Here is a 22707-nt window from a genome sequence, read left to right as displayed (position 1 = left end):
TCAACAACTGATTGCATGGACGCTCACGCAGCCCGCCCCACGGCTCCCTACACTGCTTTCACCACCCGCCGCAACCGCACCAGTCCATCACGCGATGCAGCATAAGGGTATTCAGATTTTCGCTACTATCAAGGGGATCCGCCATCATGACCACCGCACAAACCCGCGTCGCCATCGTCTACCACAGCGGCTACGGCCACACCGCCAAGCAAGCCCAGGCCGTTGCGCGCGGCGCCGGCAATGTCGCAGGCACCGAAAGCCTGCTGATCCCGGTCGAGGACATCGACCAGCACTGGGACACGCTGGAACAGGTGGACGCCATCATCTTCGGCGCGCCGACCTACATGGGCAGCGCCTCGGCACAGTTCAAGGGTTTTATGGACGCCACCTCGCGCAATGTCTTTGCCAAGGGCGGCAAGTGGGCCAACAAGGTCGCAGCCGGCTTCACCAACGCGGCTTCGCGCTCCGGCGACAAGCTGGCCACGCTGCAGCAGATCGCGATCTTCGCGGCGCAGCACGGCATGCACTGGGTCAACCTGGGCCTGCCCCCGGGCCACAACAACTCCAAGTCGACCGAAGACTCGCTGAACCGCCACGGCTTCTTCCTGGGCGCCGCCGCTCAGTCCAACGCCGATGAAAGCGCCGACGTGGTGCCGCCGCTGGCCGATCTGCGCACCGCCGAGCACCTGGGTGCCCGCGTGGCCGAAGTGGCGCAGCAACTGGTCGCGGGCCGGCGCGCGCTGGCGGAACTGAAAGAAGCTGCCTGATCCGGCCGCACCCAGACGCATCGGCCCCGCATGGGGCCGATTTTCTTTTCCGGGCAGTCGCGAGCCTGGGCGGTCAGTACAAGACTTCCAGCGCGTCGAACAACTCGCTGTCCTTCTGCGCCGCCGAGCGCGCGCGGCGCCGGATTTCCTGCAGCAGGCAATCGGTGAAGCACTGCGCCGCGGGGCTGCCTACCGCATTGTGGCGCGTGATGATGCCGAGCCGGCTGGTCTCGAACTGCTCGGCCAGCGCAAAGGCTTGGACCCAGCCGCGCATCGACTCGGTCAGCAGCAGCGGCCGCGGGCAATAGCTGATCATGCCGGCATTGCGGATCAGCTCCAGCAGCAGCGCGGTGGAGTGCGCGCAATGCAGCCGCGCCGGGTCGATGCGCGCTTCATGCTGCCAGAACAGGTTGCGCATAAAGGACTCGTAGCTGGCCGCGGTGTAGTTGACGACCCAGTCCTGCTCCAGCAGTCCGTGCAGCGACCGCGCATCCGCGCACGGATGCCCGCGCCGCGCGATCACGCACGAGGTGTAGGCAAGCAGCGGCTCGCACTCGAATTCCTGCGTGGACATCGCCGCCGTGAACGGCCCCACGGCGAAGTCCAGCGTGCCTTCGCGCAGGCGGGGCAAGGCCACCGCGGTCAGGCCTTCGAAGATCTCCACCTGCACGCCCGGCATGCGCTCGCGAAAGCGCAGCAGCACACGCGGCAGGAAAGTCAGCATCACCCAGGGCGTGACGCTGATGCTCAGCCGCCCCACCCCCTCGCCGCGCAGCGTGGCCAGTTCTTCACCGGCGCGGGCGAGCTGCCCGACCACCAGCCGGGCGTGGCCCAGCATGCGCTGCCCCGCGTCGGTCAGCGCCACGCCGCTGGCGGTACGCGACAGCAAGGGCAGCCGCGCCTCGCTTTCCAGCTCGCGCAGCGCCTTGGTGACCGCCGCCTGCGACAGCCCGACCAGTCGGGCGGCGGCGCGGATGCTGCCGGCATCGGCAACGGCTACCAGCGCCTGGATCTGGTGGAGATGTCAGGATAACAGTATTGCGGCTATCGGCACGCACGGGCCCTGCATAAGATCGCCCCACGCAATCCCCCGACCAAGCCTCCGGAGACCCCATGCATCCAGATCCCGTCCTGCCCGGCATCCGCGCCATCGAAGCCGAGATGGTGGACCTGCGTCACCGTATCCACGCCCATCCCGAGCTCGGCTTCGAGGAATTCGCCACCAGCGACCTGGTGGCGGAATGCCTGCAGGCCTGGGGCTATGCCGTGCATCGCGGCCTGGGCGGCACCGGCGTGGTGGGCACGCTGCGTCACAGCGAAGGCCGCGCCATCGGCCTGCGCGCCGACATGGATGCGCTGCCGATCCGCGAAGCCACGGGCCTGCCGTATGCCAGCAAGATCGACGGCAAGATGCATGCGTGCGGCCATGACGGCCACACCGCCACGCTGCTGGCCGCGGCCCGCTACCTGGCCGAGCACAAGCCTTTCCGCGGCACGCTGCACGTCATCTTCCAGCCGGCCGAGGAAGGCATGGGCGGCGCGCGCGAGATGATCCGGGACGGCCTGTTCCGCCTGTTTCCCTGCGATGCGGTGTTCGCGCTGCACAACATGCCCGGCCACCCGACCGGCAAGTTCGGCTTCCTGGGCGGGCCGTTCATGGCCTCGTCCGATACCGTCACGATCCGCGTCACCGGCCGCGGTGGCCACGGTGCGGTGCCGCACCGGGCGGTCGATCCGGTGGTGGCCTGCGCGTCGATGGTGATGGCGCTGCAGTCGGTGGTGGCGCGCAACGTGAACCCGCTCGACATGGCCATCGTGACCGTCGGCGCGATCGAAGCCGGCAAGGCGGCCAACGTGATCCCCGAGAGCGCCGAGCTGCGCCTGTCGGTGCGCGCGCTCAAGGCCGAGGTGCGCGACCTGCTGCAGGCACGCATCACCGCGCTGGCGCATGCCCAGGCCGAAAGCTTCGGCGCCAGCGCCGAGGTGCACTACGACCGCCGCTACCCGGTGCTGGTCAACGACCCGGCCACCACCGGGATGGCGCGCGAGGTCGCCCGTGAATGGCTGGGCGAGGACGGCCTGATCGACAGCATGGTGCCGCTGACCGGCAGCGAGGACTTCTCTTTCATGCTGGAAGAGTGCCCGGGCTGCTACCTGATCGTCGGCAACGGCGATGGCGAGGGCGGCTGCATGGTGCACAACCCCGGCTACGACTTCAACGACGCCTGCCTGCCGCTTGCGGCCACCTACTGGGTCAAGCTGGTCGAGCGCTACCTGCGCTGAGCCACGCTCCCATCGACAATGACCGGCCCCGAGGCCGGCGCCACCCCCCCCACGGAGACACCGAATGCCCACTTCCCTGCCCGCGCAGCCGCTGGACGGCGCTTATGCCGTGCCCCCGGCCAGCCGCGCCGCACCGCGCCGTCGCGTGATCGCAGCCATCACCATTGGCAACGGCCTGGAGTTCTACGATTTCACCGTCTACAGCTTCTTCGCGGTACTGATCGGCCAGCTGTTCTTTCCCGTGAGCGGCAGCTTCGGCCAGCTGATGCTGTCGCTGGCCACGTTTGGCGTGGGCTTTGTCGCGCGCCCGCTCGGCGGCCTGCTGATCGGACTCTACGCCGACCGCGTGGGGCGCAAGCCGGCCATGGCGCTGACGCTGTGGCTGATGGGGCTGGGCTCGCTGCTGTTCGTGGTCACGCCCACCTATGCGCAGGCCGGCCTGGCCGCGCCGCTGCTGATCGTGCTGGCGCGGCTGCTGCAGGGCTTTGCGCTGGGCGGCGAGGTCGGGGCCTCCACGGCGCTGCTGATGGAGTACGCCGACGACCATTCCCGCGGCTACTACGGCAGCTGGCAGTTGTTCAGCCAGGGCGTGAGCGTGCTGCTGGGGGCGGTAGTCGGACTGTCGCTGACCAACGGCCTCTCGCCTGATGCCCTGCAAAGCTGGGGCTGGCGCGTGCCGTTCGCCATCGGCATCCTGGTGATCCCGCTCGGTCTCTATATCCGCCGCCACCTGGAAGAAACCGCCGAAGTGCCGGCCGCCTGCGCTCGGGGCCATGAACGCGCCGGCCTGGCTGAAATCTTCCGTGGGCACGGCCGCGTGGTGGTGGCCGGCGTGCTGGTGACGATCGGCGGCACCTCCGCCACCTATATCGTGCTGCACTACATGACCAGCTACGCGGTGACGGTACTGAAGATCCCGCTCGGGCTCAGCATGGCCGCCGGCTGCGTCGCCGCACTGGTGCAGGTGGCCCTGTCTGCGTATGCCGGCAGGCTGTCCGACCGCATCGGCCGCAAGCCCGCCATCCTGTGGTCGCGCGTGGCGATGCTGGTGCTGGTCTACCCCGCCTTCCTGCTGCTCAACGCACGGCCGTCGCTCGGCACGCTGCTGGCCGTGGTCGCGATGCTGGCCCTGCCGCTGGTGCTGAACGTGGTGCCGTCCGTGGTGCTGATCACTGAGTTGTTCCCGCGCCGCATCCGCGCGAGCGGGTTGTCGGTGGTCTATTGCATCGGCGTGCTGGTGTTCGGCGGCTTCGCGCAGCTGATCGCCACCTGGCTGATCGAACTGACCGGCAATGCCGGCGCGCCGGCGCTGTATGTGATCGGCTGCGGGCTGATTTCGCTGGTCGGGCTGGCGATGGTGCCGGAGACGGCGGGCAAGCGGCTGGACTGACTGTGGTGGACTACGCTCCGGACAAGATCCGGCGCGCGCGCTCCAGCACCGGACGGTCCACCATCTTGCCGTCCACCGCCACCGCGGCGCCGTCGGCAGCGGCGGCCGCGGCCAGTACGCGCCCGGCCCAGTGCCGTTCATCGGCCGACGGCGCCAGGCCGTCATGCACGCCGCGGACCTGGCCCGGATGGATCAGCAGCTTGGCGCCAAAGCCGAAGGCCCGGGCGCGGCGCGTTTCCGCGGCAAGTGCAGCGTCATCGCCGATTGCGGTGCAAACGCCATCCACGGGCGCGGGCAAACCGGCCGCGCGGGAATGAAGCACCAGCCGGCTGCGAAAGTAGTGCAACGCTTCGCCGTCGTCCTGCACGTCGAGATCGAACATCAGGTCGATGCTGCCGAACAGCAGCCGGACCACGCCGCCGGCACGGGCCAGATCGCGCAAGCCGGCGAAGCCGGCGGCGTTCTCGACCAGCGGGAAACAGCGCACACCGGGCAATGCCGCAGCAAGCGCATGGACGCCGGCCGGATCGGCCTTCGGCAGCACGATTTCCGCGACACCCTGTGCGCGGCACCAGGCGAGGTCGTCTTCGTAGTACGCGGTATCGGCGCCGTTGATGCGCACCAGCATGGCGACGCCGGCTGCCGCTGCCCGCTGGCCCAGCGCCGCCCATGGGGCGCCAAGCCCGTCGCGGGCCTGCCCCTTGTCGGCGGGCGCGACCGCATCCTCGAAATCGACAATGACGGCATCGGCGCCGGAGCCGATCGCCTTGGCGATGCGCTCCGGACGCGAGGCCGGGACAAACAGGTAGCTGCGAGGATTGGCGATCGGCATGGCTGCTCCTTTCAGACCGCGCCGGCCGAGCGCAACGCGGCAATCTGCGCCGCGGTCTGGCCCAGTTCGGCCAGGATGGCATCGGTGCTCGCGCCGAGCGCCGGAATCGGGTCCATGCGTGCCTCGGTCATGCCCGGCGGCAGCAACGCCGGCACCGGGCCCACCGGCGTGTCGACCTGGCGCCAGCGCTGGCGCGCCGCCAGCTGGGGGTGGTCCCAAACGTCAGCGATGGTATTGACCCGCGCATTGGCAATCCTGGCGGCCTCCAGCCGGTCGACCACTTCGGTGGCGGTCAGGCCCGAGAAGCTGTCGACGATGCGCGCGCGCAGCGCCGCGCGGTTCTGATTGCGCAGGCTGTTGCTGGCAAAGTCGGGATGCGTGGCGAGATCGGGTTCGCCCAGCACTGCCTGGCAGAACACGACCCACTCGCGCTCGTTCTGCAGTCCCAGCATCACGGTCTTGCCATCGCCGGTCGGAAACGGGCCATAGGGATAGATGGTGGCATGTGCCGCGCCCGCGCGCGGCGGCGGCTCGGCGCCATCGAAGGCGTAGTAGAGCGGGAAGCCCATCCACTCCACCATCGATTCCAGCATCGAGATATCGATGCGCTTGCCGCGCCCGGTCTTGCCGCGTTCCAGCAGCGCGGCCAGGATATTGGTATAGGCGTACATGCCGGCCGCAATATCGGCCACCGAGGCACCTGCCTTGACGCCGTCGTCCGGCGTGCCGGTCACGGAGACAAAGCCGGACTCGCTCTGGACCAGCAGGTCGTAGGCTTTCTTGTCGCGGTACGGGCCGTCGCTGCCATAGCCCGAGATATCGCACACGATCAGGCGCGGGTACTTTTCGCTCAGGCTATCGAAGTCCAGGCCCAGGCGCGCGGCCGCGCCGGGCGCGAGGTTCTGCACCAGCACGTCCGCGCGTTCGAGCAGTCCGGCCAGCACGGGGGCGGCCCCGGCGTGCTTGACGTCGAGCGTCAGGCTCTCCTTGGAGCGGTTGGTCCAGACGAAGTGCGAAGACAAGCCGCGCACGCGCGTGTCGTAGGCGCGGGCAAAGTCGCCGCTGCCAGGCCGCTCGATCTTGATGATGCGCGCGCCCAGATCCGCCAGCTGGCGGGTGCAGAACGGGGCCGCGATCGCCTGCTCCAGGGAAACGACGGTGATGCCTTCGAGGGGATGGGGCATGGTGGTATCCGGTTTTGCGCAATGTCCTGACGGCAATCTACCGGACCGGGCCGCACCTGGGAAATACCGATTGCCGAGGGGATCATAAGTAGAATGAATACCTTGGAATTCTCCCGGAGCCTGCCATGGACCTGCGCGCCATGCGCTATTTCATCGCCATCGTCGACCAGGGCAGCCTGACGCGGGCAGCCGAAGTGGTCTGCGTGGCGCAGCCCGCACTCAGCCAGCAGCTGGCGGCACTGGAAAAAGAGCTGGGCGTGCCGCTGGTCCACCGCGGCGCCAAAGGTGTCAAACCCACGGAAGCCGGCCGCACGCTCTATCGCCACGCCCGCAATATCCTGCGGCAGGTGGAGATCGCAGGCGCCGAGGCCCGGGTGGCCGGCACGGATGTTACCGGCATGGTTGCCATCGGCCTGCCCACCACGGCGGCAGCGGCATTCGGCATGCCGCTGATCCGCGCGGTGCGCGCCCGCTATCCGCAAATCCGGCTGCAGCTGTTCGAGAGCATGAGCGGTTATATCTCGGAGCTGCTGGACCACAACCGGCTGGACTTCGCCATCCTGTTCCGCGATGTGCCGTCGCGCGCGGTGGAACTGGAGCGGCTGGCGAGCGAATCGCTATACCTGGTCGGGACGCCTCCCGTGATGCGCGGGCGCGCAACGGCGCGAGCGAAGTCCCGGGTGCAGGCCGGTGCGGAAGGCGCCACGGTCGCGATCAAGGCACTGGGCGAGCTGCCACTCGTGCTGCCAAGCGGCTCGCAGGGCCTGCGCGAAGTGGTCGAGCTTGCCTTCGCGCAGGCCGGCGTGTCGCTGAACGTGGTGGCCGACCTGGATTCGCTGCCCTTCCTGCTGGCGACCGCGCGCGAGGGCCTGGCGTGCACCATCCTGCCCGCGTCGTCGCTGTCCGACGCGGACAGCGAAGTGCCGCGGCACCTGATCGTGCCGGAACTGCGCCGCACGCTGTCGCTGTGCTGGCCACGCGCGCTGCCGCGCACCAGCGCGGCCGAGGCCGTGGCGGAGGTGCTGCGTGAACTGGTGGCCGAGCGCATTGCGGCAGGCGGGTCGCTCAAGCCGCTCATTCCGCCGCCTGCGGCCGATCAATAAAACTTATGCCCGTAGTCGGCGATTGAATTTCACGCCGGCGCGGCAGTCGGCTAGAGTTGCCACCAGCCTGGGCCGGCATTCACGGCCCCGCAATTCCAGGAGACACCATGCAACGCACCCGCCGCGCCCTGGCAGCCGCCGCTGCCCTGGCCGCATGCCTGCCGCTGTTCAGCGCCAGGGCCCTCGCCGCCGCCCCCTATCCGTCCAAGCCCATCCAGATGATCGTGCCGCAGGCGCCGGGCGGCACCAATGACATCGTCGCGCGCCTGGTCGCCGCGACCCTGTCGCAACGGCTCGGCCAGCAAGTGGTGGTGGAAAACCGCCCGGGCGCCGGCGGCAATATCGGCACCCAGGCAGCGGCCCGCGCCACGCCGGACGGCTACACGCTGCTGATGACCATCAGCAGCACGCAGGCCATCAACCCGTCGCTGTACCGCAGCATCCCGTTCGACCCGGTCAAGGATTTCGAGCCGATCGCCCCGGTGGCAAGCGTGCCGAACGTGCTGGTGGCCAATCCCGCCTTCCCCGCCAAGTCGCTGCCCGAATTGATCGCGATGGCCAAGGCCAGGCCGGACTACTACCGCTATGCCTCCGCCGGCAATGGCACGCTGAACCACCTGCTGGGCGAGATGCTCAACAGCATGGCCGGCATCAAGCTCGAACACGTGCCCTACAAGGGCGTCGCGCCGGCGCTGAACGATGTGCTGGGCAACCAGGTGCCGCTGGCCTTCGCCAGCCTGCCGTCGGTGCTGGCCCATATCAAGGCGGGCAAGGTGCGCGCGCTCGGCGTCAGCTCCGCCAAGCGCTCGCCGTTCGCGCCGGACATTCCCGCGATCAACGAAACCGTGCCCGGGTATAGCGGCGACCTCTGGGTCGGCCTGTTCGCGGTCAAGAATACGCCGAAGGACGTGACCCAAAAGCTCGGCCAGGCCATGCAGGAGATCCTGGCGGACAAGACCCTGCGCGACAAGCTGGCGGCACAGGGCGCCGAAGTGATGACGGGCACGCCGCAGCAGTTCAGCAAGATGCTGGCGTCCGACATGGACAAGTGGGCCCGCATCGTGAAGGCATCGGGCGCGCAGGTGGACTAAGCGCAAAACGGACACCCAGGCGGCACGCCAGCGGGCATGCCGCCACTCCCGCACACCCCCAACCCTATCGGGCAACGAGCGCCGCCAGCTCCAGCACCCACCGGTCGCGAAATTATCGCGACAAGACCCCTTCCAGCAGCTTTCCTCAAGAGGTAGTTCCTGCCTTCGGCTAATCGTCGGGCCAGACAGCCCCACGACGGCGAACCATCAGGGCCATCCCTCTTGGTGTTTCCCCTAACTCAAAATGCCTTGGCGAAGCCTGCGGGAGTGCGCTACATTTGCATCAAATAAATCTTTTATTTGATTATTTATTTGATGCGCGCGATACGTCACGCGCCACCAGGAGACAGCGCCCCCCGATGAGTTTCCAAAACCACGCCTTCTAGCGACGGCGGTGATAGGTCGCGATTTCACGCGTAGCGATCTCGTAGACCTTCTCCAGTTGTTCCAGCTGCCCGGCCGCCCTCAGCGCGCCGGACTTAGGGCCGAATTCGCCTTGCGCGGTCTCGAGCAGTGTCTCGCGCCGCAAGCGGGCAAATTCGTCGCACACCCTTATGCCTTCGTCAGTGGCGAAGTAGTAAATGCCCGTGCGTGCGCTGCCGTATTTGTCGACCAGTTCGGCCTTGAGCAGCTTGCGCAACTCATATTGCATGTTGGGCACGTCCTGGCGATTGGTCATGTGCAGCAGGTCCTTGATGGTCTTGGGCCGCTCGTGCATCCGGATGATGTGCAGCAGGGTATTTTCCTGCCCGCTCAGCGTAATCCCGGTCACGGCCGCCAGGCATTCGGACTGCCACCGCAGGAACGACTGATAAACCCGCATGACGGCGTATTCGAGGTCGGTGATCTCGACGCTGAAATCATCCGTCGCCAGGTGCCAGCGATGTTGTTCGGCAGTACGGTCGATTTTCGCGGATGGCGTGGAGTTACTCGAGGTCTTGGGCATTGTCAGCTCGACGCACGTTGCGTGCGTGGGTTTTTCAGGGCAGTACGGGCGCCGCATTATCCGCGTGCGGCGCATGCTAGGGATTCTACTTGGCCGGGAGATACGCATGAGAAAAATTCTGAACACGAAGGACTTTGTACTGGGCACGTTTGCGACCAATTGCTCGGGTGGCATGTCGGTGACCAAGATCGGCGAGCGCTGGGACAACTCGTGGGAAAACAACGCGAAGCTGGCCCGGATGCTGGACGATGCCGGCATCGACTTCATGCTGCCGATCGCGCGCTGGATCGGCTACGGCGGCGAGACCGACTTCCACGGCTCGGTGCTGGAAACGATCACGTGGGCGGCCGGGTTGCTGGCGCAGACCAAGAACCTGACCGTATTCGCCACCATCCACACCGCGGCCAACCACCCGGCGGTGGTGGCCAAGCAGATCGCGACGCTGGACCAGATCGGCCAGGGCCGCGCGGGCCTGAACATCGTGGCGGGCTGGAACCGCCCCGAGTACGAAGCCCTGGGCCTGCCGCTGGCCGCCGGCCACGACAAGCGCTACAGCTATGCGCAGGAGTGGTTCGACGTCATCAAGCAGATCTGGGAGCGCGACGGCGCCTTCAACTATGACGGCGAGAACTTCCACCTGAAGGGCATCTACGGCCTGCCCAAGCCGTGGCACGGCGAGCGCCCGCCGATCCTGAACGCCGCCGGCTCCGGCGAAGGCCGCGACTTCGCCATCCAGAACGCCAACTTCCTGTTCACGCCGGCGATCGACCTGGCGCGTTCCAAAGTGGAAGTGGCCGAGCTGAAAGCCAAGGCCCGTGCGGCGGACAAGCCGGTGCAAGTGCTGACCTTCTCGCACGTGGTGTGCCGCCCGACCGAGCAGGAAGCGCGCGACTACCTGCGCCACTTTGCGCAGGACAACGCCGACTGGGCTGCGGTGGACAACCTGGTGGCGCTGCAGTTCGCCAACGCGCAGTCGTTCCCGCACGACCTGCTGGCGCTGATCCGCGACCGCATGGCGGCGGGCCACGGCGGCTTCCCGCTGGTGGGCACGCCCGAGCAAGTGGCCGATGGCATCTGCGCGCTGGCCGAAGCCGGCTTCAAGGGCACCACGCTGTCGTTCGTCGACTACGTGAAGGAGTTCCCGTACTTCCGCGACACGGTGCTGCCGATCCTGGAGGCACGCGGCCTGCGCCAGCCCGGAGGGTCGAAAAATGGCGGCCAGTAAGCACGACCGGCTGGCGGCGCTGCAGCAACAGTTCAAGCAGGCAATGCGCGGCTTCGCCGGCGCGGTGACCGTGGTGACGGTGGCCGAAGGCGAAGAGCGCAGCGGCTTCACCGCAACCTCGGTGTCGTCGTTCTCGGCCGAGCCGCCGATGGTGGTGGCGTCGATGAAGGCGAGGAGTTCTTCGGCCGGGCTGCTGCAGAGCACGCGGCGCTTCGGCGTGAACCTGCTGCGCGTGGAGCAGCAGGCGATCGCGCAGCGCTTCACCGGCTTTGGCGGCGAGGCCGGCACCGCGCGCTACGGCAGCGACGCCTGGACCCAGCTGACCCCAGACGGCGCCCCCGTGCTGGCCGATGCCGTGGTGGCAATGGATTGCGAGGCCGAGGAACTGCTGGAGCGCCACGGGCACATCCTGATCATCGGGCGCGTGCGGGCGGTCCATGTGGCCGAACAGGCCCCGGCGCCACTGCTCTACTGGCAGGGACGGTACACGCGGCTGGCGCACGCTTCGGCCTGATACGGCGTACACAACAAGGAAACCCCATGAGCAACACCGTGCAACAGCTTGCCGCGGACCTTTCCGGCGGCAAGGCAAGGATCATCGACCTGACGCAGACCCTGTCGCCGGACTTCCCCGCGCTGGTGCTACCCCCCGAGTTCGGGCAGGTGTGGGCGTTCAAGATGGAACGCATCAGCCAATATGACGACAAGGGACCGGGCTGGTACTGGAACAACTTCTCCTGCGGCGAGCATACCGGCACGCATTTCGACGCGCCGGTGCACTGGATCTCGGGCAAGGACCACGCCAACAACACCGTGGACACCATCGACCCGGCCAACTTCATCGCCCCCGCGGTAGTGGTCGATGCCAGCGCCGAAGTGGCGGAGAACCCCGACTGGGTGCTGACGGTGGCGCACCTGCAGCGCTGGGAAGCCGACCACAGCCGCATTCCCGCCGGCGCCTGGGTGCTGCTGCGCACCGACTGGAGCAAGAAGACGGATCCGGCGGAGTTCCTGGGGCTGCGCGACGACGGCGCTCACACGCCTGGGCCAACGCAAGAAGCCGTCGAGTGGCTGATCCATGAACGCAATGTCCACGGCTTCGGCGTTGAAACCATCAACACCGATGCCGGCCAGTCCTACGCCTGGCCGCTGCCCTACCCGTGCCACACGCTGATGCACGGCGCGAACAAGTACGGCCTGCAATGCCTGAAGAACCTGGACCAGCTTCCGCCCACCGGCACGCTGATCGTGGCGGCACCGCTGAAGATCCAGAACGGGTCGGGCAGTCCGTTGCGAGTACTGGCGATCGCGGCCACCTGACAGAGCCGCAGACGTCCACAAGAAATGAGAAAGGAAGGGAGACAATGAAGCACCAACGCAGGATCCTGGCCGCCGTGGCGGCCGCCGGCAGCCTCGCCATCGGCGCCGCGCAGGCCCAGAGCACCGTGCAGCTCTATGGCACGATTGACGCCTTTGCCGGCTCCGTGCGTGCCAGTGGCGATGCCCACAGCACCGCGGTCGTCGACAGTTCCGGCCTGACCACCTCCTACTGGGGCATTGGCGGGCAGGAAGCGCTCGGCAACGGCCTGAACGCCGAGTTCACGCTGGAGAGCTTTTTCCGTACCGACAACGGCAAGGTCGGCCGCTTCGACGGCGACGTCATGTTCGGGCGCAATGCCTATGTTGGCCTGAACGGAGGTTTCGGCGCGATCAAGCTCGGCCGCAACACCACGCCGTGGTTCGTGTCGATGTTGCTGTTCAACCCGCTGGCGGATTCGGCCGTGTTCTCGCCGATGTTCCTGCATGCCTACACCACGCCGCCGGGCGCGCCGGTCGGCAACTCGGTCGCAGGTGACACCGCCTGGGACAACTCGGTGCTGTACCAGAGCCCCGGTTTCGGCGGGCTGCGCTTCAATGCGATCTACTCGACCGGCGAGAGCACCGGACACCAGGGCAAGCAGAACTACGGCGGCAATGCCACCTACTTCAACGGCAACTTTGGCGCCACGCTGGCGGTGCAGCGCGTGGGGGTCAATGCGCCGGAATTCGCGGCCAGCGGCGCCAGCTACCAGATGGCCTACCTGGCGGGCCTGTCCTACGACTTCAAGGTGGTCAAGCTGTTCGGCCAGTACGCGCGGTCGGACAACAGCTTCAGCACGCTGAGCCGGCAACGCAACCGCACCATGCAGGTGGGCGCGAGCGCCCCGCTGGGGCCGGGCTCGCTGATGGCAACGTGGGTGCGTACCTGGCAGGGCGGCAACGAGACGCTGGGCTCGGCCCGCCGCGACACCACCACGCTGGCCTACGACTACCCGTTCTCCAAGCGCACCGACCTTTACGCCGCCTGGCGCTATGACAAGGTGACCGACCTGAATCCGGGCAACACCTTCGGGCTGGGCCTGCGCCACAAGTTCTAGTGGCAGCCTCGGCGCCTCCAGTCGAGGCGCCGACCAGATTTCCTTCGTCGCTCCAAAAAAATATTTCCACAATCATATGTTTATGCCTAAACTATGTGGAACGACAACAAACGCGTGGCGACGATCGCGCGAAACAGGTTCCCTGGCGGCCTCTCCGGTTCCCTATCCGCCACCCATCAGGAGACAGACAATGACCCCAGCTGGCACCATTCAGCCCTGGCACCCCGCTTCTCGCGCGACCTATACCGTACTTTTCGTATGCTTCCTTGCGATTCTCTTTGAAGGCTATGACGTCGGCGTCATGGGAGCGGTATTGCCCGCACTCGCCGACGACCGCAACTGGAACCTGACGCCGCTGGAACTCGGTGCCCTCAGCAGCTATGCCCTGGTCGGCATGTTCTTTGGCGCCTTCCTGATCGGCACGCTGAGCGAGATGATCGGGCGCCGCCGCATGCTGCTGCTCTGTGTTTCCCTGTTCTCGCTGACCATGCTGGGCGCGTCCTATGCGCCGACGCCGGCCATCTTCGGCGTCTTGCGCTTCATCGGCGGGCTCGGCCTTGGTGGCGTCATTCCCGTAGCCGCCGCCTTGACCATCGAGTACTCGCCGCCGCACCGCCGCAGCTTCAACTATGGGCTGATGTACTCGGGGTATTCCGTGGGCATCCTTTGCGCCGCACTCATTGCGATGTGGCTGTTGCCCAGCCTTGGCTGGCGTGGCGTGATTGGCCTGGGTGCCGTGCCGATGGTGTTGATACCCCTGATGGCGTGGATGCTGCCCGAATCGCTGGAGTACCTGGTGGGGCAAGGGCGAATCGATGAAGCGCAGGCATTGGCCGATCGCACCGGTCATGGCCGGCTGCCGTCACAAGTCCGGCCCGCCAGCAGCGCCGCCCGCGCCACCTGGCGCGACGTGATGTCGAGCATGTTCGCCCGCAAGCAGCTGCGCGCGACGGCGTGCTTCTGGATCGCACTGTTCTTCGGCTTGCTGCTGGTTTATGGCCTCAATACGTGGCTGCCGACCATCATGCGCAAGAATGGCTACGACCTCGGCTCCAGCCTTTCCTTCCTGGTTATCTTCAGCCTCGCTTCCGCGGTGGGCGGTCTGTTCCTGGGCAGCGCGGCCGACAAGATGGGTGCGCGTGGCACCGTCGCGGTCTTCTACCTGATCGGCGCTCTCGCCATCGGCGCGCTGATGTTCCGCAACTCCGTTGTCGTCAACTACCTGCTGGTCGCGCTGGCTGGCGTTGGCAGCGTCTCGGCATCCCTGATCCTTACAGGCTATCTGGCCGGCTACTACCCGGCACACGCACGGGCCGCGGCAACAGGATGGGCCCTGAGCTTCGCGCGAATCGGCGCCATGAGCGGCCCGCTCGTCGGCGGTTACGTGGCCGGCTCAGGCCTGAGTTTCGGCTGGAACTTCATCACGTTCTCCATTGCGGGCCTTGTCGCTGCACTGGCTGTGGCGCTGCTGCCATCGACACGGCAACCAGTCGTGGCCCGCGCCGTCCAGCAAAGCAACGCATAAAGCGCCTGAAAAGGGAATTCGGCTTCCACGGAAGCCGTCCACGTGACCTCGAGTTCCGCGCATATATATGATTATGAAAATATTTATGTTCAAACTATATTCTTCTCGCCACAACGTGGGCGTCAGGAAGAGAAGCCATGGCTGAGCGTTCGTTTGCCGAAGAAGTCAAGAAGTTGCGCCTGGGTTCCGGCGAGGTATTCAGCGGCGAGGGCATCCTCGCGGTCACCAAGGCGCTGCTGGAGTCCGGCGTCGCCTACGTCGCCGGCTACCAGGGCTCGCCGATCTCGCACCTGATGGACGTGCTGGCCGATGCGCAGGACATCCTTGCCGAGCATGGCATCCGCTTCGAGAACAGCGCGAGTGAAGCCACCGCGGCCGCGTCGCTGGCCGCCTCGGTCAACTACCGGCTGCGCGGCGCGGTCACGTTCAAGGCCACCGTGGGCACCAACGTGGCATCGGACGCGCTGGCCAACCTGGCATCGGGCGGGGTTACCGGCGGCGCGCTGATCATCGTCGGCGAAGACTACGGCGAAGGTTCCTCGATCATGCAGGAGCGCAGCCACGCGTTCGCGATGAAGTCGCAGATGTGGCTGCTCGATCCGCGCCCCAACCTGCCGTGCATCGTGCAGGCGGTGAAGGACGGCTTCGACCTGTCCGAAGCTTCCAATACACCGGTGATGCTCCAGCTGCGCGTGCGCTCGTGCCACGTACACGGCCAGTTCGTCGCTTCCGACAACCGCCGCAGCCGCTTCTCGATCCAGGACGCGCTGGACCACCCCACGCGCGACCTCAGCCGCATCGTGCTGCCCCCGGCGAGCTTCGTGCACGAGCACGAGAAGATCAAGCAGCGCTGGCCCGCCGCCGTGAAGTTCATCGAGGAACGCCAGCTCAATGAGTTCTTCCAGGGCGAGATGGATGACATCGGCATCGCCGTGCAGGGCGGCAGCTACAACACGCTGGTCCGCGCACTGGAGCAGCTCGGCCTGGCCGATGTGTTCGGCGAGTCGAAGATCCCGCTGTACGTGATGAACGTGGCCTACCCGCTGATCGATTCGGAGTGGGAACGCTTCTGCGCGGGCAAGCGCGCCGTGCTGGTGCTGGAAGAAGGCCAGCCCAACTTTATCGAGCAGAACGCCGCCAACATCCTGCGCATGGCCGGCACCACCGCGACGCTGCATGGCAAGGACCTGCTGCCGCTGGCCGGCGAGTACAACACCGCGACCGTGCTCAAGGGCTTGCGCGCCTTCCTGGAGCAGTACGGCAAGCTTGAACCGCTGCCTGAGCCGAAGCCGGCACGCAAGGTGATCCCGCTGGTGCAGGCGCCGGCCGCCACCGTCGACGCCGTGGCTGCCGAGGTGCTGGAACCGCAGAAGCTGGTCGACGAGAGCGTGCATGCGCGCCCGCCCGGTTTCTGCACCGGCTGCCCGGAGCGCCCGATCTTCACCGCGATGAAGCTGGTCGAGCGCGAGATCGGCGAGCACCACGTCAGCGCCGACATCGGCTGCCACCTGTTCTCGATCCTGCCGCCGTTCAACCTCGGCAACACCACCATGGGCTACGGCCTGGGCGGCGCCAGCGCTGCGGCGCTGAACGCGCCCGGCGGCAAGCGCGCCATCTCCGTGATGGGCGATGGCGGCTTCTGGCACAACGGCCTGACCAGCGGCATCGCCAACGCGGTCTTCAACAAGAGCGATAACCTGACCATCGTGGTCGACAACAGCTACACGTCGGCCACCGGCGGGCAGGACATCCTGTCCTCGACCGCGCTGAACGACACCCGTAGCACCGGCCACGCCATCGAGGACGCGGTCAAGGGCGTGGGCGTCAAGTGGGTACGCACCATCCGCCGCACCTATGACCTGAAGGCGATGAAGGCCACCCTCAAGGAAGCGCTGACCACCGGCGCCAAGGGCCCGAAGGTGCTGATCGCGCAGAGCGAATGCATGCTGAACAAGCAGCGCCGCGAGAAGCCGAAGACGCGCAAGGCGATCGCAGACGGCCAGCGCGTGGTACGCGAGCGCTTTGGCGTGGATTCAGACACCTGCACCGGCGATCACTCGTGCATCCGGCTGTCCGGCTGCCCTTCGCTGACGATCAAGCCCAACCCGGACCCGCTGCGCACCGATCCGGTCGCCTCCGTGCTGGACAGCTGCGTGGGCTGCGGCCTGTGCGGCGAGGTGTCGCACGCTGCGGTCCTTTGCCCGTCGTTCTACCGCGCGCAGATCGTCACCAACCCGACCCGCATCGACAAGCTGCGCCAGCGCCTGCGCGACGCCGTGATCGGCTTCCTGCAGCGCCGCGATGCCGCGCGCCGCACCCGCCTTGCATTCTGAACACCAAGTTTCGAGAGGTTCAATCGTGAACGCACCCAACAACCTCAGCGCCAAGCCGATCAAGGTCGCCATCCTCGCCATGGGCGGCGAAGGCGGCGGCGTGCTGGCCGACTGGATCGTGGATCTGGGCGAGCACAACGGCTATATCGCGCAAACCACGTCGGTGCCCGGCGTGGCGCAGCGCACCGGCGCTACCATCTACTACGTCGAGTTGTTCCCGCGCGACCTGGCCGAGCAGGCCGGCCGCCAGCCGGTGCTGGCGCTGATGCCCACCCCTGGCGATGTCGATGTGGTACTCGCCTCCGAACTGATGGAAGCCGGCCGCGCCGTGCAGCGCGGGCTGGTGACGCCGGAGCGCACCACGCTGGTGTCTTCCACCCACCGCGTGTACTCCATCGCCGAGAAATCCGCGATGGGCGATGGCCGCGTCGACAGCAACGAGCTGATCGCCCACGCCGGCAAGGCCGCCAAACGCTTTGTGCGCTTCGACATGGCGCAGGCCGCCGAAGCCAGCGGCAGCGTCATCAGCGCCGTGCTGTTCGGCGCGCTGGCCGGCACCGGCGTGCTGCCGTTCAGCCGCGCGCAGTTCGAAGCCACCATCGAGCGCGGCGGCGTGGGCGTGAAGCCCAGCCTGCGCGCCTTCGGCGCGGCGTTCGCCACGGCCGAGGCCGCCGAGACGCCCGCCGCGGAAGCCGCAAAGCCGCTGGGCGAACTCAAGCCGCAGGATCCCAGGGTTGCGCAGTTGCTGCATCGCGCCCGCGCCGAACAGCCGGCCGAAAACTGGCCAGTCGTGGTCGAAGGCGTGCGCCGCATGATCGACTACCAGGACGTGGCCTATGCCGGCCTGTATCTGGATCGGCTGGCCGCCGTGCGCCAGGCCGTCGGCAAGGACGACAGCGCCCTGCTGCGCGAAACCGCGCGCCACCTGGCGCTGTGGATGTCGTACGAGGACACCATTCGCGTGGCCGACCTCAAGACCCGCGACTCGCGCTTCGCGCGGGTGCGGGGCGAGGTGCGCGCCGGCGACAAGCAATTGCTGGCGATCAACGAGTTCATGCACCCGCGCCTGGAAGAAATCTGCGAGACCTTGCCGGCCGGAATCGGCCGCTGGCTGATGCAGCCGCATTTCGTGCACCGCCTGGTGCGCCACTTCACCACCTCCGGCCGCGTGGTCACCACCAGTTCGTTGCGCGGCTACCTGATGCTGTGGGCGGTGTCGCGCCTGCGCGGCATCCGCCGCAGCACGCTGCGCTATGCGCTGGAAACCGAGCGCATCGAGGGCTGGCTGGCCCAGGTACTGGCCGCCGCGCGCCTCAATCCGGCGCTGGCGCTGGAAGTGGTGCAGTGCCAGCGGCTGGTGAAAGGCTACAGCGACACCCATGTGCGCGGCCTGACCAACTACCAGACCCTGATGAACGCCGTGATGCGGGCCGGCGCCCGCCTGGCCCCGGCCACGCTGCGCGAGTTGCGCGAGGCCGCGCTGGCCGACGAGCACGGCAAGAAGCTGAAGGAAGCCCTCGCCCGCCATGCGCTGGCGTGACCCACACGGGCCAACCCCTAGCAGGAACCGCAGACCATGAGCACTACGCATACCTTCCGGCGCCAGCACAAGATCCATTTCTCGGAATGCGATCCGGCCGGCATCGTCTTCTACCCGCAGTACTTCGTGCTGTTCAACGACCTCATCGAACGCTGGGTCGACTGCCTGTTGCCGGCTGGCTATCACGGCGTGATCGGCGCACGCCGGCTGGGCATGCCGACCGTGCACCTGGAGGTGGACTTCAAGGCGATCAGCCGCTTTGGCGACCAGGTCTGGCTCGAGCTGGAAGTGGTGCGGGTCGGCGGCAAGTCGATCACGCTGAACTGGCGCTGCACGGGCGCAGACGGCGAGCTGCGCATGTCGGCCACGCAGACCATCGTGATGACTTCGCTGGACACGCACCTGGCGCTCCCGGTGCCCGATGACCTGCGGGGCGCCATCGAACACGGTCCTGCCCCCGCAGACCAGCCTTATCCCGAAATCACCGTCTGAATGCCGACGGACCCGCAGCGCGGGTTCCAAGGGCTCCGGTAGTAACCTGATTGGAAGCAGCCATGAACATTGTATGTATCGGCGGTGGCCCCGCCGGCCTGTATTTCGGCCTGTTGATGAAACTCCAGGATCCCGCCAACAAGGTCGTGGTGGTCGAGCGCAACCGTCCCTATGACACCTTCGGCTGGGGCGTGGTGTTCTCCGACGCCACCATGGACAACCTGCGCGAGGCCGACCCGGTCTCGGCCGAGACCATCGGCGATGCGTTCAACCGCTGGGACGATGTCGAAGTCCACCTCAAGGGCCGCGCGGTGCGCAGCGGCGGCCACGGCTTTATCGGCATCGGCCGCAAGAAGCTGCTGAACATCCTGCAGGCGCGCTGCGAGGAAGTCGGTGTGGAACTGGTGTTCGAGAACTACGTCGAGGACGACCAGGCCATCGCGCGCAAGTACAACGCCGACTTGGTGCTGGCTTCCGACGGCCTCAACAGCGTGGTGCGCAAGCGCTATGCCGACACCTTCCGCCCCGACATCGACACGCGCAACTGCCGCTTTGTCTGGCTGGGCACGAAGAAGGTGTTCGACGCCTTCAACTTCATCTTCGTGCCGACCGAGCATGGCTGGTTCCAGGCGCATGCCTACCGTTTCGAAGACGGCACCTCGACCTTCATCGTCGAGACCCCGGAAGAAACCTGGAAGGCCGCCGGCATCGACCAGATGAGCCAGGAAGAAGGCATCGCCTACTGCGAGAAGCTGTTCGCCCCGTACCTGGACGGCAACCCGCTGATCAGCAACGCCGGCCACCTGCGCGGCTCGGCGATCTGGATCCAGTTCCCGCGCGTGATCTGCGAGAAGTGGGTGCACTGGAACACCCTGGCCGGCGACAGCGGCGTGGAGAAGAAGGTGCCCGTGGTGCTGATGGGCGATGCCGCCCACACCGCGCACTTCTCGATCGGCTCCGGCACCAAGCTGGCGCTGGAAGATGCCATCGAGCTGGCGCGCACCCTGCGCAACATCGACGGCTCGCTGGAAGATGCGCTGAAGCACTACGAAGCCGTGCGCTCGGTGGAAGTGCTCAAGATCCAGAACGCCGCGCGCAACTCCACCGAATGGTTCGAGAACGTCAAGCGCTATGAAGACCTGGAGCCCGAGCAGTTTGCCTATTCGCTGTTGACCCGCTCGCAGCGCATTTCGCACGAGAACCTGCGCGTGCGCGACAAGGCCTGGCTGGAAGGCTACGAATCGTGGCTGGCCGAACGTGCCGGCACGGAGGCCGCCGCCGTACCGCCGCTGCTGACGCCGTACACCGTGCGCGGCGTGGAGTTGAAGAACCGCGTAGTGGTGTCGCCCACCGCCATGTATTCCTGCCAGGACGGCGTGCCGGGCAACTTCCACATGGTGCACCTTGGCAGCCGGGCACTGGGTGGCGCCGGCCTCGTGATGGTGGAAATGACGGCAGTGTCGCCGGACGGCCGCATCACGCCGGGCTGCCCGGGCCTGTGGAGCGACCAGCAGGCGGCGGCGTTTGCCGGCATCGTCGGTTTCGTGCACGAGCACACCAGCGCGCGCATCGGCGTGCAGATTGGCCACGCCGGCCGCCGCGGCTCGACCCAGCTCGGCTGGGAGCAGATGGACCACCCGTTGGCCGAGGGCAACTGGTCGCTGATCGCGGCCTCCGCCCTGCCGTACCTGCCGGGCGTTTCGCAGACACCGCGCGCCATGACCCGCGCAGACATGGACCGCGTACGCGATGACTTTGTCGCCGCCACCCGGCGCGCGGCGGCTGCCGGCTTCGACTGGCTGGAGCTGCAGGCGGGCCATGGCTACCTGCTGTCGGGCTTTATCTCGCCGGTGACCAACCAGCGCACCGACGAATATGGCGGCGCGCTGGAAAGCCGCATGGCCTTCCCGCTGGAAGTGCTGCGCGCGGTGCGTGCGGCATGGCCGCAGGACAAGCCGGTGTCGGTGCGTATTTCTGCCACTGACTGGGTCGAGGGCGGCAACAGCGCCGACGACGCGGTGGCCATGGCACGCCTGTTCAAGGAAGCCGGTGCGGACGTGATCGACTGCTCTTCGGGGGAGGTCAGCCCCGAGCAGAAGCCGGTGTACGGACGCATGTTCCAGACCCCCTTCGCCGATCGCGTGCGCAACGAGGCGGGCGTGCCGACGATCGCCGTCGGCGCCATTACCGAAGCCGACCAGGTCAACGGAATCATCGCGTCGGGCCGTGCCGATCTGTGCGCCATCTCTCGCCCGCATCTGGCCGACCCGTCCTGGTTGCTGCGCGAAACCGCGAAGCTTGGCTACCGCCGCGTCGAATGGCCGAAGCAGTACCTGCTGGCCAAGGACCAGCTTGAGCGCAACCTCGGGCGCGCGGCCGCGGGGGCCTGATGGCTTCCCTATGAACTCACCAGAGAGGAAGACGATGTCGAATACCTCGTATGACACCTACCGCGAAAACGTAGCCGGCCGCGCCGATGTGGAAGACACGCCCGAGCTGGTTTCTTACTACAAGGAGCTCGATGCGCTCAAGACCGGCGCGCTCTGGACCGTGGCCAACAAGATCGAGCCGTGGCAGCCGAAGTCCGAATCGGTGCCGGTGCTGTGGCGCTACCGCGACCTGCGTGACCACGTGCTGCGCTCGGTCGACCTGGTGACGCCGGAGAAAGCCGGCCGCCGCGTGATCTACCTGAACAACCCGGGCCGCCAGGACGTTTCGGCGGCGGTGGGCTGGCTCTACTCGGGCCTGCAGGTGATGCATCCCGGCGAGGCCGCCTCGGCACACGCGCACTCGTCGTCGGCGCTGCGCTTCATCATGGAAGGCAGCGGCGCCTACACCATCGTCGACGGCCACAAGATGACACTGAACGCCAACGACTTCGTGCTCACGCCCAACGGCACCTGGCACGAGCATGGCGTGGCGGCCGAAGGCACCACCTGTATCTGGCAGGACGGGCTGGACATCCCGCTGGTCAATGCGATGGAAGCGGGCTTCTACGCCGTGCACCCGGATCTGCAGCAGGCCGTGACGCACCCGGTCGACGACATGCCGGCGATCTGGGGTGGCAAGGGCCTGCGCCCGCATGAGGGCAACTGGAGCAAGCCGTATTCGCCGCTCTACAAGTACGAATGGGCCCCGACCTACGAGGCGCTGGTGCGCCACAGCAAGGTCACCGACGGCAGCCCGTTCGACGGCGTGCTGATGCACTACGTCAACCCGGTCACCGGCGGCCCGGTGATGCCGACCATCGGCGCCAGCATGCAGCTGCTGCGTCCGGGCGAAGCCACCAAGGCCCACCGCCACACGGGCAGCTTTGTCTACCAGGTAGCCAAGGGCAGTGGCTACTCGGTCATCAACGGCCAGCGCTTCGACTGGACCGAGCGCGACATCTTCTGCGTGCCGTCGTGGGCCTTCCATGAGCACGCAAACGCGTCGGCCAGCGATGACGCCGTGCTGTTCTGCTTCAACGACCTGCCGGTAATGCATTCGCTCGGGCTTCACCGCGAGCAAGCGCTGGCGGAGAACGGCGGGCATCAGGTGGTCCTTTGAACCTCAGCAGTACCTATTTTCCAAATTGTG

Annotated in this window: 19 protein-coding genes; 15 read left to right on the top strand and 4 right to left on the bottom strand. The window is 66.9% G+C overall.

What is annotated here, in order from left to right; translation table 11 throughout:
• Nucleotides 1-146 precede the first annotated feature (146 nt).
• A complete protein-coding gene (locus tag AC3WVS_RS02595) occupies nucleotides 147-767 on the top strand; it encodes a flavodoxin family protein (protein WP_010811027.1) in 621 nt (206 codons plus the stop codon).
• Nucleotides 768-840: 73 nt separating this feature from the next.
• Here AC3WVS_RS02595 and AC3WVS_RS02590 read toward each other — a convergent pair whose 3' ends face one another.
• Complete coding sequence (locus AC3WVS_RS02590; RefSeq protein ID WP_492317435.1) at nucleotides 841-1779, bottom strand: LysR family transcriptional regulator; 939 nt, start codon at nucleotides 1777-1779, stop codon at nucleotides 841-843.
• 101 nt (nucleotides 1780-1880) lie between these two features.
• Between AC3WVS_RS02590 and AC3WVS_RS02585 the strand changes: the two genes are divergently transcribed.
• Both AC3WVS_RS02585 and AC3WVS_RS02580 read left to right on the top strand, forming a co-directional pair.
• Nucleotides 1881-3050, top strand: a complete 1170-nt coding sequence (locus AC3WVS_RS02585; RefSeq protein ID WP_492317258.1) for a M20 aminoacylase family protein — start codon at nucleotides 1881-1883, stop codon at nucleotides 3048-3050.
• Between the two features lie 64 nt (nucleotides 3051-3114).
• Nucleotides 3115-4440 carry an MFS transporter gene (locus AC3WVS_RS02580; RefSeq protein ID WP_492317257.1) on the top strand — a complete coding sequence of 442 codons (1326 nt, stop codon included), beginning with the start codon at nucleotides 3115-3117 and terminating at the stop codon, nucleotides 4438-4440.
• A gap of 10 nt (nucleotides 4441-4450) precedes the next feature.
• Here AC3WVS_RS02580 and AC3WVS_RS02575 read toward each other — a convergent pair whose 3' ends face one another.
• Nucleotides 4451-5272: an HpcH/HpaI aldolase/citrate lyase family protein gene (locus AC3WVS_RS02575; protein ID WP_492317256.1), complete on the bottom strand. Its 822-nt coding sequence runs from the start codon at nucleotides 5270-5272 to the stop codon at nucleotides 4451-4453.
• A gap of 11 nt (nucleotides 5273-5283) precedes the next feature.
• Nucleotides 5284-6456, bottom strand: coding sequence for a CaiB/BaiF CoA transferase family protein (locus AC3WVS_RS02570; RefSeq protein WP_492317255.1), 1173 nt, complete (start codon nucleotides 6454-6456; stop codon nucleotides 5284-5286).
• Between the two features lie 125 nt (nucleotides 6457-6581).
• Here AC3WVS_RS02570 and AC3WVS_RS02565 point away from each other — a divergent pair, with 125 nt between their 5' ends.
• Both AC3WVS_RS02565 and AC3WVS_RS02560 read left to right on the top strand, forming a co-directional pair.
• Complete coding sequence (locus AC3WVS_RS02565; protein WP_492317254.1) at nucleotides 6582-7559, top strand: LysR substrate-binding domain-containing protein; 978 nt, start codon at nucleotides 6582-6584, stop codon at nucleotides 7557-7559.
• A 107-nt stretch (nucleotides 7560-7666) separates the two neighbouring features.
• Entirely contained in the window at nucleotides 7667-8650 is a 984-nt protein-coding gene (locus AC3WVS_RS02560) for a Bug family tripartite tricarboxylate transporter substrate binding protein (protein WP_011617655.1), read from the top strand.
• A gap of 382 nt (nucleotides 8651-9032) precedes the next feature.
• On the opposite strand, the gene AC3WVS_RS02555 is transcribed toward AC3WVS_RS02560, so the two are convergent.
• Nucleotides 9033-9596 carry a winged helix DNA-binding protein gene (locus tag AC3WVS_RS02555; RefSeq protein WP_492317253.1) on the bottom strand — a complete coding sequence of 188 codons (564 nt, stop codon included), beginning with the start codon at nucleotides 9594-9596 and terminating at the stop codon, nucleotides 9033-9035.
• A 106-nt stretch (nucleotides 9597-9702) separates the two neighbouring features.
• Between AC3WVS_RS02555 and AC3WVS_RS02550 the strand changes: the two genes are divergently transcribed.
• The 10 genes from AC3WVS_RS02550 (at nucleotide 9703) to AC3WVS_RS02505 (ending at nucleotide 22677) form a co-directional block, all read left to right on the top strand.
• Entirely contained in the window at nucleotides 9703-10821 is a 1119-nt protein-coding gene (locus AC3WVS_RS02550; RefSeq protein WP_153953330.1) for an LLM class flavin-dependent oxidoreductase, read from the top strand.
• Nucleotides 10808-11335: a flavin reductase family protein gene (locus tag AC3WVS_RS02545; RefSeq protein ID WP_492317252.1), complete on the top strand. Its 528-nt coding sequence runs from the start codon at nucleotides 10808-10810 to the stop codon at nucleotides 11333-11335. The genes AC3WVS_RS02550 and AC3WVS_RS02545 overlap by 14 nt, the downstream gene beginning before the upstream one ends.
• A gap of 26 nt (nucleotides 11336-11361) precedes the next feature.
• Nucleotides 11362-12141 carry a cyclase family protein gene (locus AC3WVS_RS02540; RefSeq protein ID WP_492317251.1) on the top strand — a complete coding sequence of 260 codons (780 nt, stop codon included), beginning with the start codon at nucleotides 11362-11364 and terminating at the stop codon, nucleotides 12139-12141.
• A gap of 44 nt (nucleotides 12142-12185) precedes the next feature.
• Nucleotides 12186-13238, top strand: coding sequence for a porin (locus AC3WVS_RS02535; protein ID WP_492317250.1), 1053 nt, complete (start codon nucleotides 12186-12188; stop codon nucleotides 13236-13238).
• A 190-nt stretch (nucleotides 13239-13428) separates the two neighbouring features.
• On the top strand, nucleotides 13429-14763 hold the full coding sequence (locus AC3WVS_RS02530) for an MFS transporter (protein ID WP_492317249.1): 1335 nt from the start codon (nucleotides 13429-13431) through the stop codon (nucleotides 14761-14763).
• A gap of 137 nt (nucleotides 14764-14900) precedes the next feature.
• The gene (locus AC3WVS_RS02525; protein ID WP_492317248.1) at nucleotides 14901-17096 is read left to right on the top strand and encodes a thiamine pyrophosphate-dependent enzyme; all 2196 of its coding nucleotides are present in this window, start codon (nucleotides 14901-14903) and stop codon (nucleotides 17094-17096) included.
• A 79-nt stretch (nucleotides 17097-17175) separates the two neighbouring features.
• The gene (locus tag AC3WVS_RS02520; RefSeq protein ID WP_492317434.1) at nucleotides 17176-18636 is read left to right on the top strand and encodes an indolepyruvate oxidoreductase subunit beta family protein; all 1461 of its coding nucleotides are present in this window, start codon (nucleotides 17176-17178) and stop codon (nucleotides 18634-18636) included.
• 36 nt (nucleotides 18637-18672) lie between these two features.
• Nucleotides 18673-19128, top strand: coding sequence for an acyl-CoA thioesterase (locus tag AC3WVS_RS02515; protein ID WP_492317247.1), 456 nt, complete (start codon nucleotides 18673-18675; stop codon nucleotides 19126-19128).
• A gap of 62 nt (nucleotides 19129-19190) precedes the next feature.
• Entirely contained in the window at nucleotides 19191-21518 is a 2328-nt protein-coding gene (locus tag AC3WVS_RS02510) for a bifunctional salicylyl-CoA 5-hydroxylase/oxidoreductase (RefSeq protein ID WP_492317246.1), read from the top strand.
• 34 nt (nucleotides 21519-21552) lie between these two features.
• The gene (locus tag AC3WVS_RS02505; RefSeq protein WP_492317245.1) at nucleotides 21553-22677 is read left to right on the top strand and encodes a cupin domain-containing protein; all 1125 of its coding nucleotides are present in this window, start codon (nucleotides 21553-21555) and stop codon (nucleotides 22675-22677) included.
• The last annotated feature ends 30 nt before the right edge of the window (nucleotides 22678-22707 follow it).

The organism is Cupriavidus sp. CPT47-8839-RL05A, from assembly GCF_058792255.1.
The sequence above is the reverse complement of the archived record's forward strand: the minus strand, read 5'-3'. Positions and strand labels throughout refer to the sequence as shown.

Coding starts and splice junctions, on each gene's coding strand:
- AC3WVS_RS02545 (WP_492317252.1), top strand. CDS start 10,808: ATGGCGGCCAGTAAGCACGACCGGCTGGCGGCGCTGCAGCAACAGTTC.
- AC3WVS_RS02555 (WP_492317253.1), bottom strand. CDS start 9,596: ATGCCCAAGACCTCGAGTAACTCCACGCCATCCGCGAAAATCGACCGT.
- AC3WVS_RS02520 (WP_492317434.1), top strand. CDS start 17,176: ATGGGCGGCGAAGGCGGCGGCGTGCTGGCCGACTGGATCGTGGATCTG.
- AC3WVS_RS02570 (WP_492317255.1), bottom strand. CDS start 6,456: ATGCCCCATCCCCTCGAAGGCATCACCGTCGTTTCCCTGGAGCAGGCG.
- AC3WVS_RS02595 (WP_010811027.1), top strand. CDS start 147: ATGACCACCGCACAAACCCGCGTCGCCATCGTCTACCACAGCGGCTAC.
- AC3WVS_RS02510 (WP_492317246.1), top strand. CDS start 19,191: ATGAACATTGTATGTATCGGCGGTGGCCCCGCCGGCCTGTATTTCGGC.
- AC3WVS_RS02530 (WP_492317249.1), top strand. CDS start 13,429: ATGACCCCAGCTGGCACCATTCAGCCCTGGCACCCCGCTTCTCGCGCG.
- AC3WVS_RS02580 (WP_492317257.1), top strand. CDS start 3,115: ATGCCCACTTCCCTGCCCGCGCAGCCGCTGGACGGCGCTTATGCCGTG.
- AC3WVS_RS02565 (WP_492317254.1), top strand. CDS start 6,582: ATGGACCTGCGCGCCATGCGCTATTTCATCGCCATCGTCGACCAGGGC.
- AC3WVS_RS02515 (WP_492317247.1), top strand. CDS start 18,673: ATGAGCACTACGCATACCTTCCGGCGCCAGCACAAGATCCATTTCTCG.
- AC3WVS_RS02550 (WP_153953330.1), top strand. CDS start 9,703: ATGAGAAAAATTCTGAACACGAAGGACTTTGTACTGGGCACGTTTGCG.
- AC3WVS_RS02585 (WP_492317258.1), top strand. CDS start 1,881: ATGCATCCAGATCCCGTCCTGCCCGGCATCCGCGCCATCGAAGCCGAG.
- AC3WVS_RS02560 (WP_011617655.1), top strand. CDS start 7,667: ATGCAACGCACCCGCCGCGCCCTGGCAGCCGCCGCTGCCCTGGCCGCA.
- AC3WVS_RS02525 (WP_492317248.1), top strand. CDS start 14,901: ATGGCTGAGCGTTCGTTTGCCGAAGAAGTCAAGAAGTTGCGCCTGGGT.
- AC3WVS_RS02540 (WP_492317251.1), top strand. CDS start 11,362: ATGAGCAACACCGTGCAACAGCTTGCCGCGGACCTTTCCGGCGGCAAG.
- AC3WVS_RS02505 (WP_492317245.1), top strand. CDS start 21,553: ATGTCGAATACCTCGTATGACACCTACCGCGAAAACGTAGCCGGCCGC.
- AC3WVS_RS02535 (WP_492317250.1), top strand. CDS start 12,186: ATGAAGCACCAACGCAGGATCCTGGCCGCCGTGGCGGCCGCCGGCAGC.
- AC3WVS_RS02575 (WP_492317256.1), bottom strand. CDS start 5,272: ATGCCGATCGCCAATCCTCGCAGCTACCTGTTTGTCCCGGCCTCGCGT.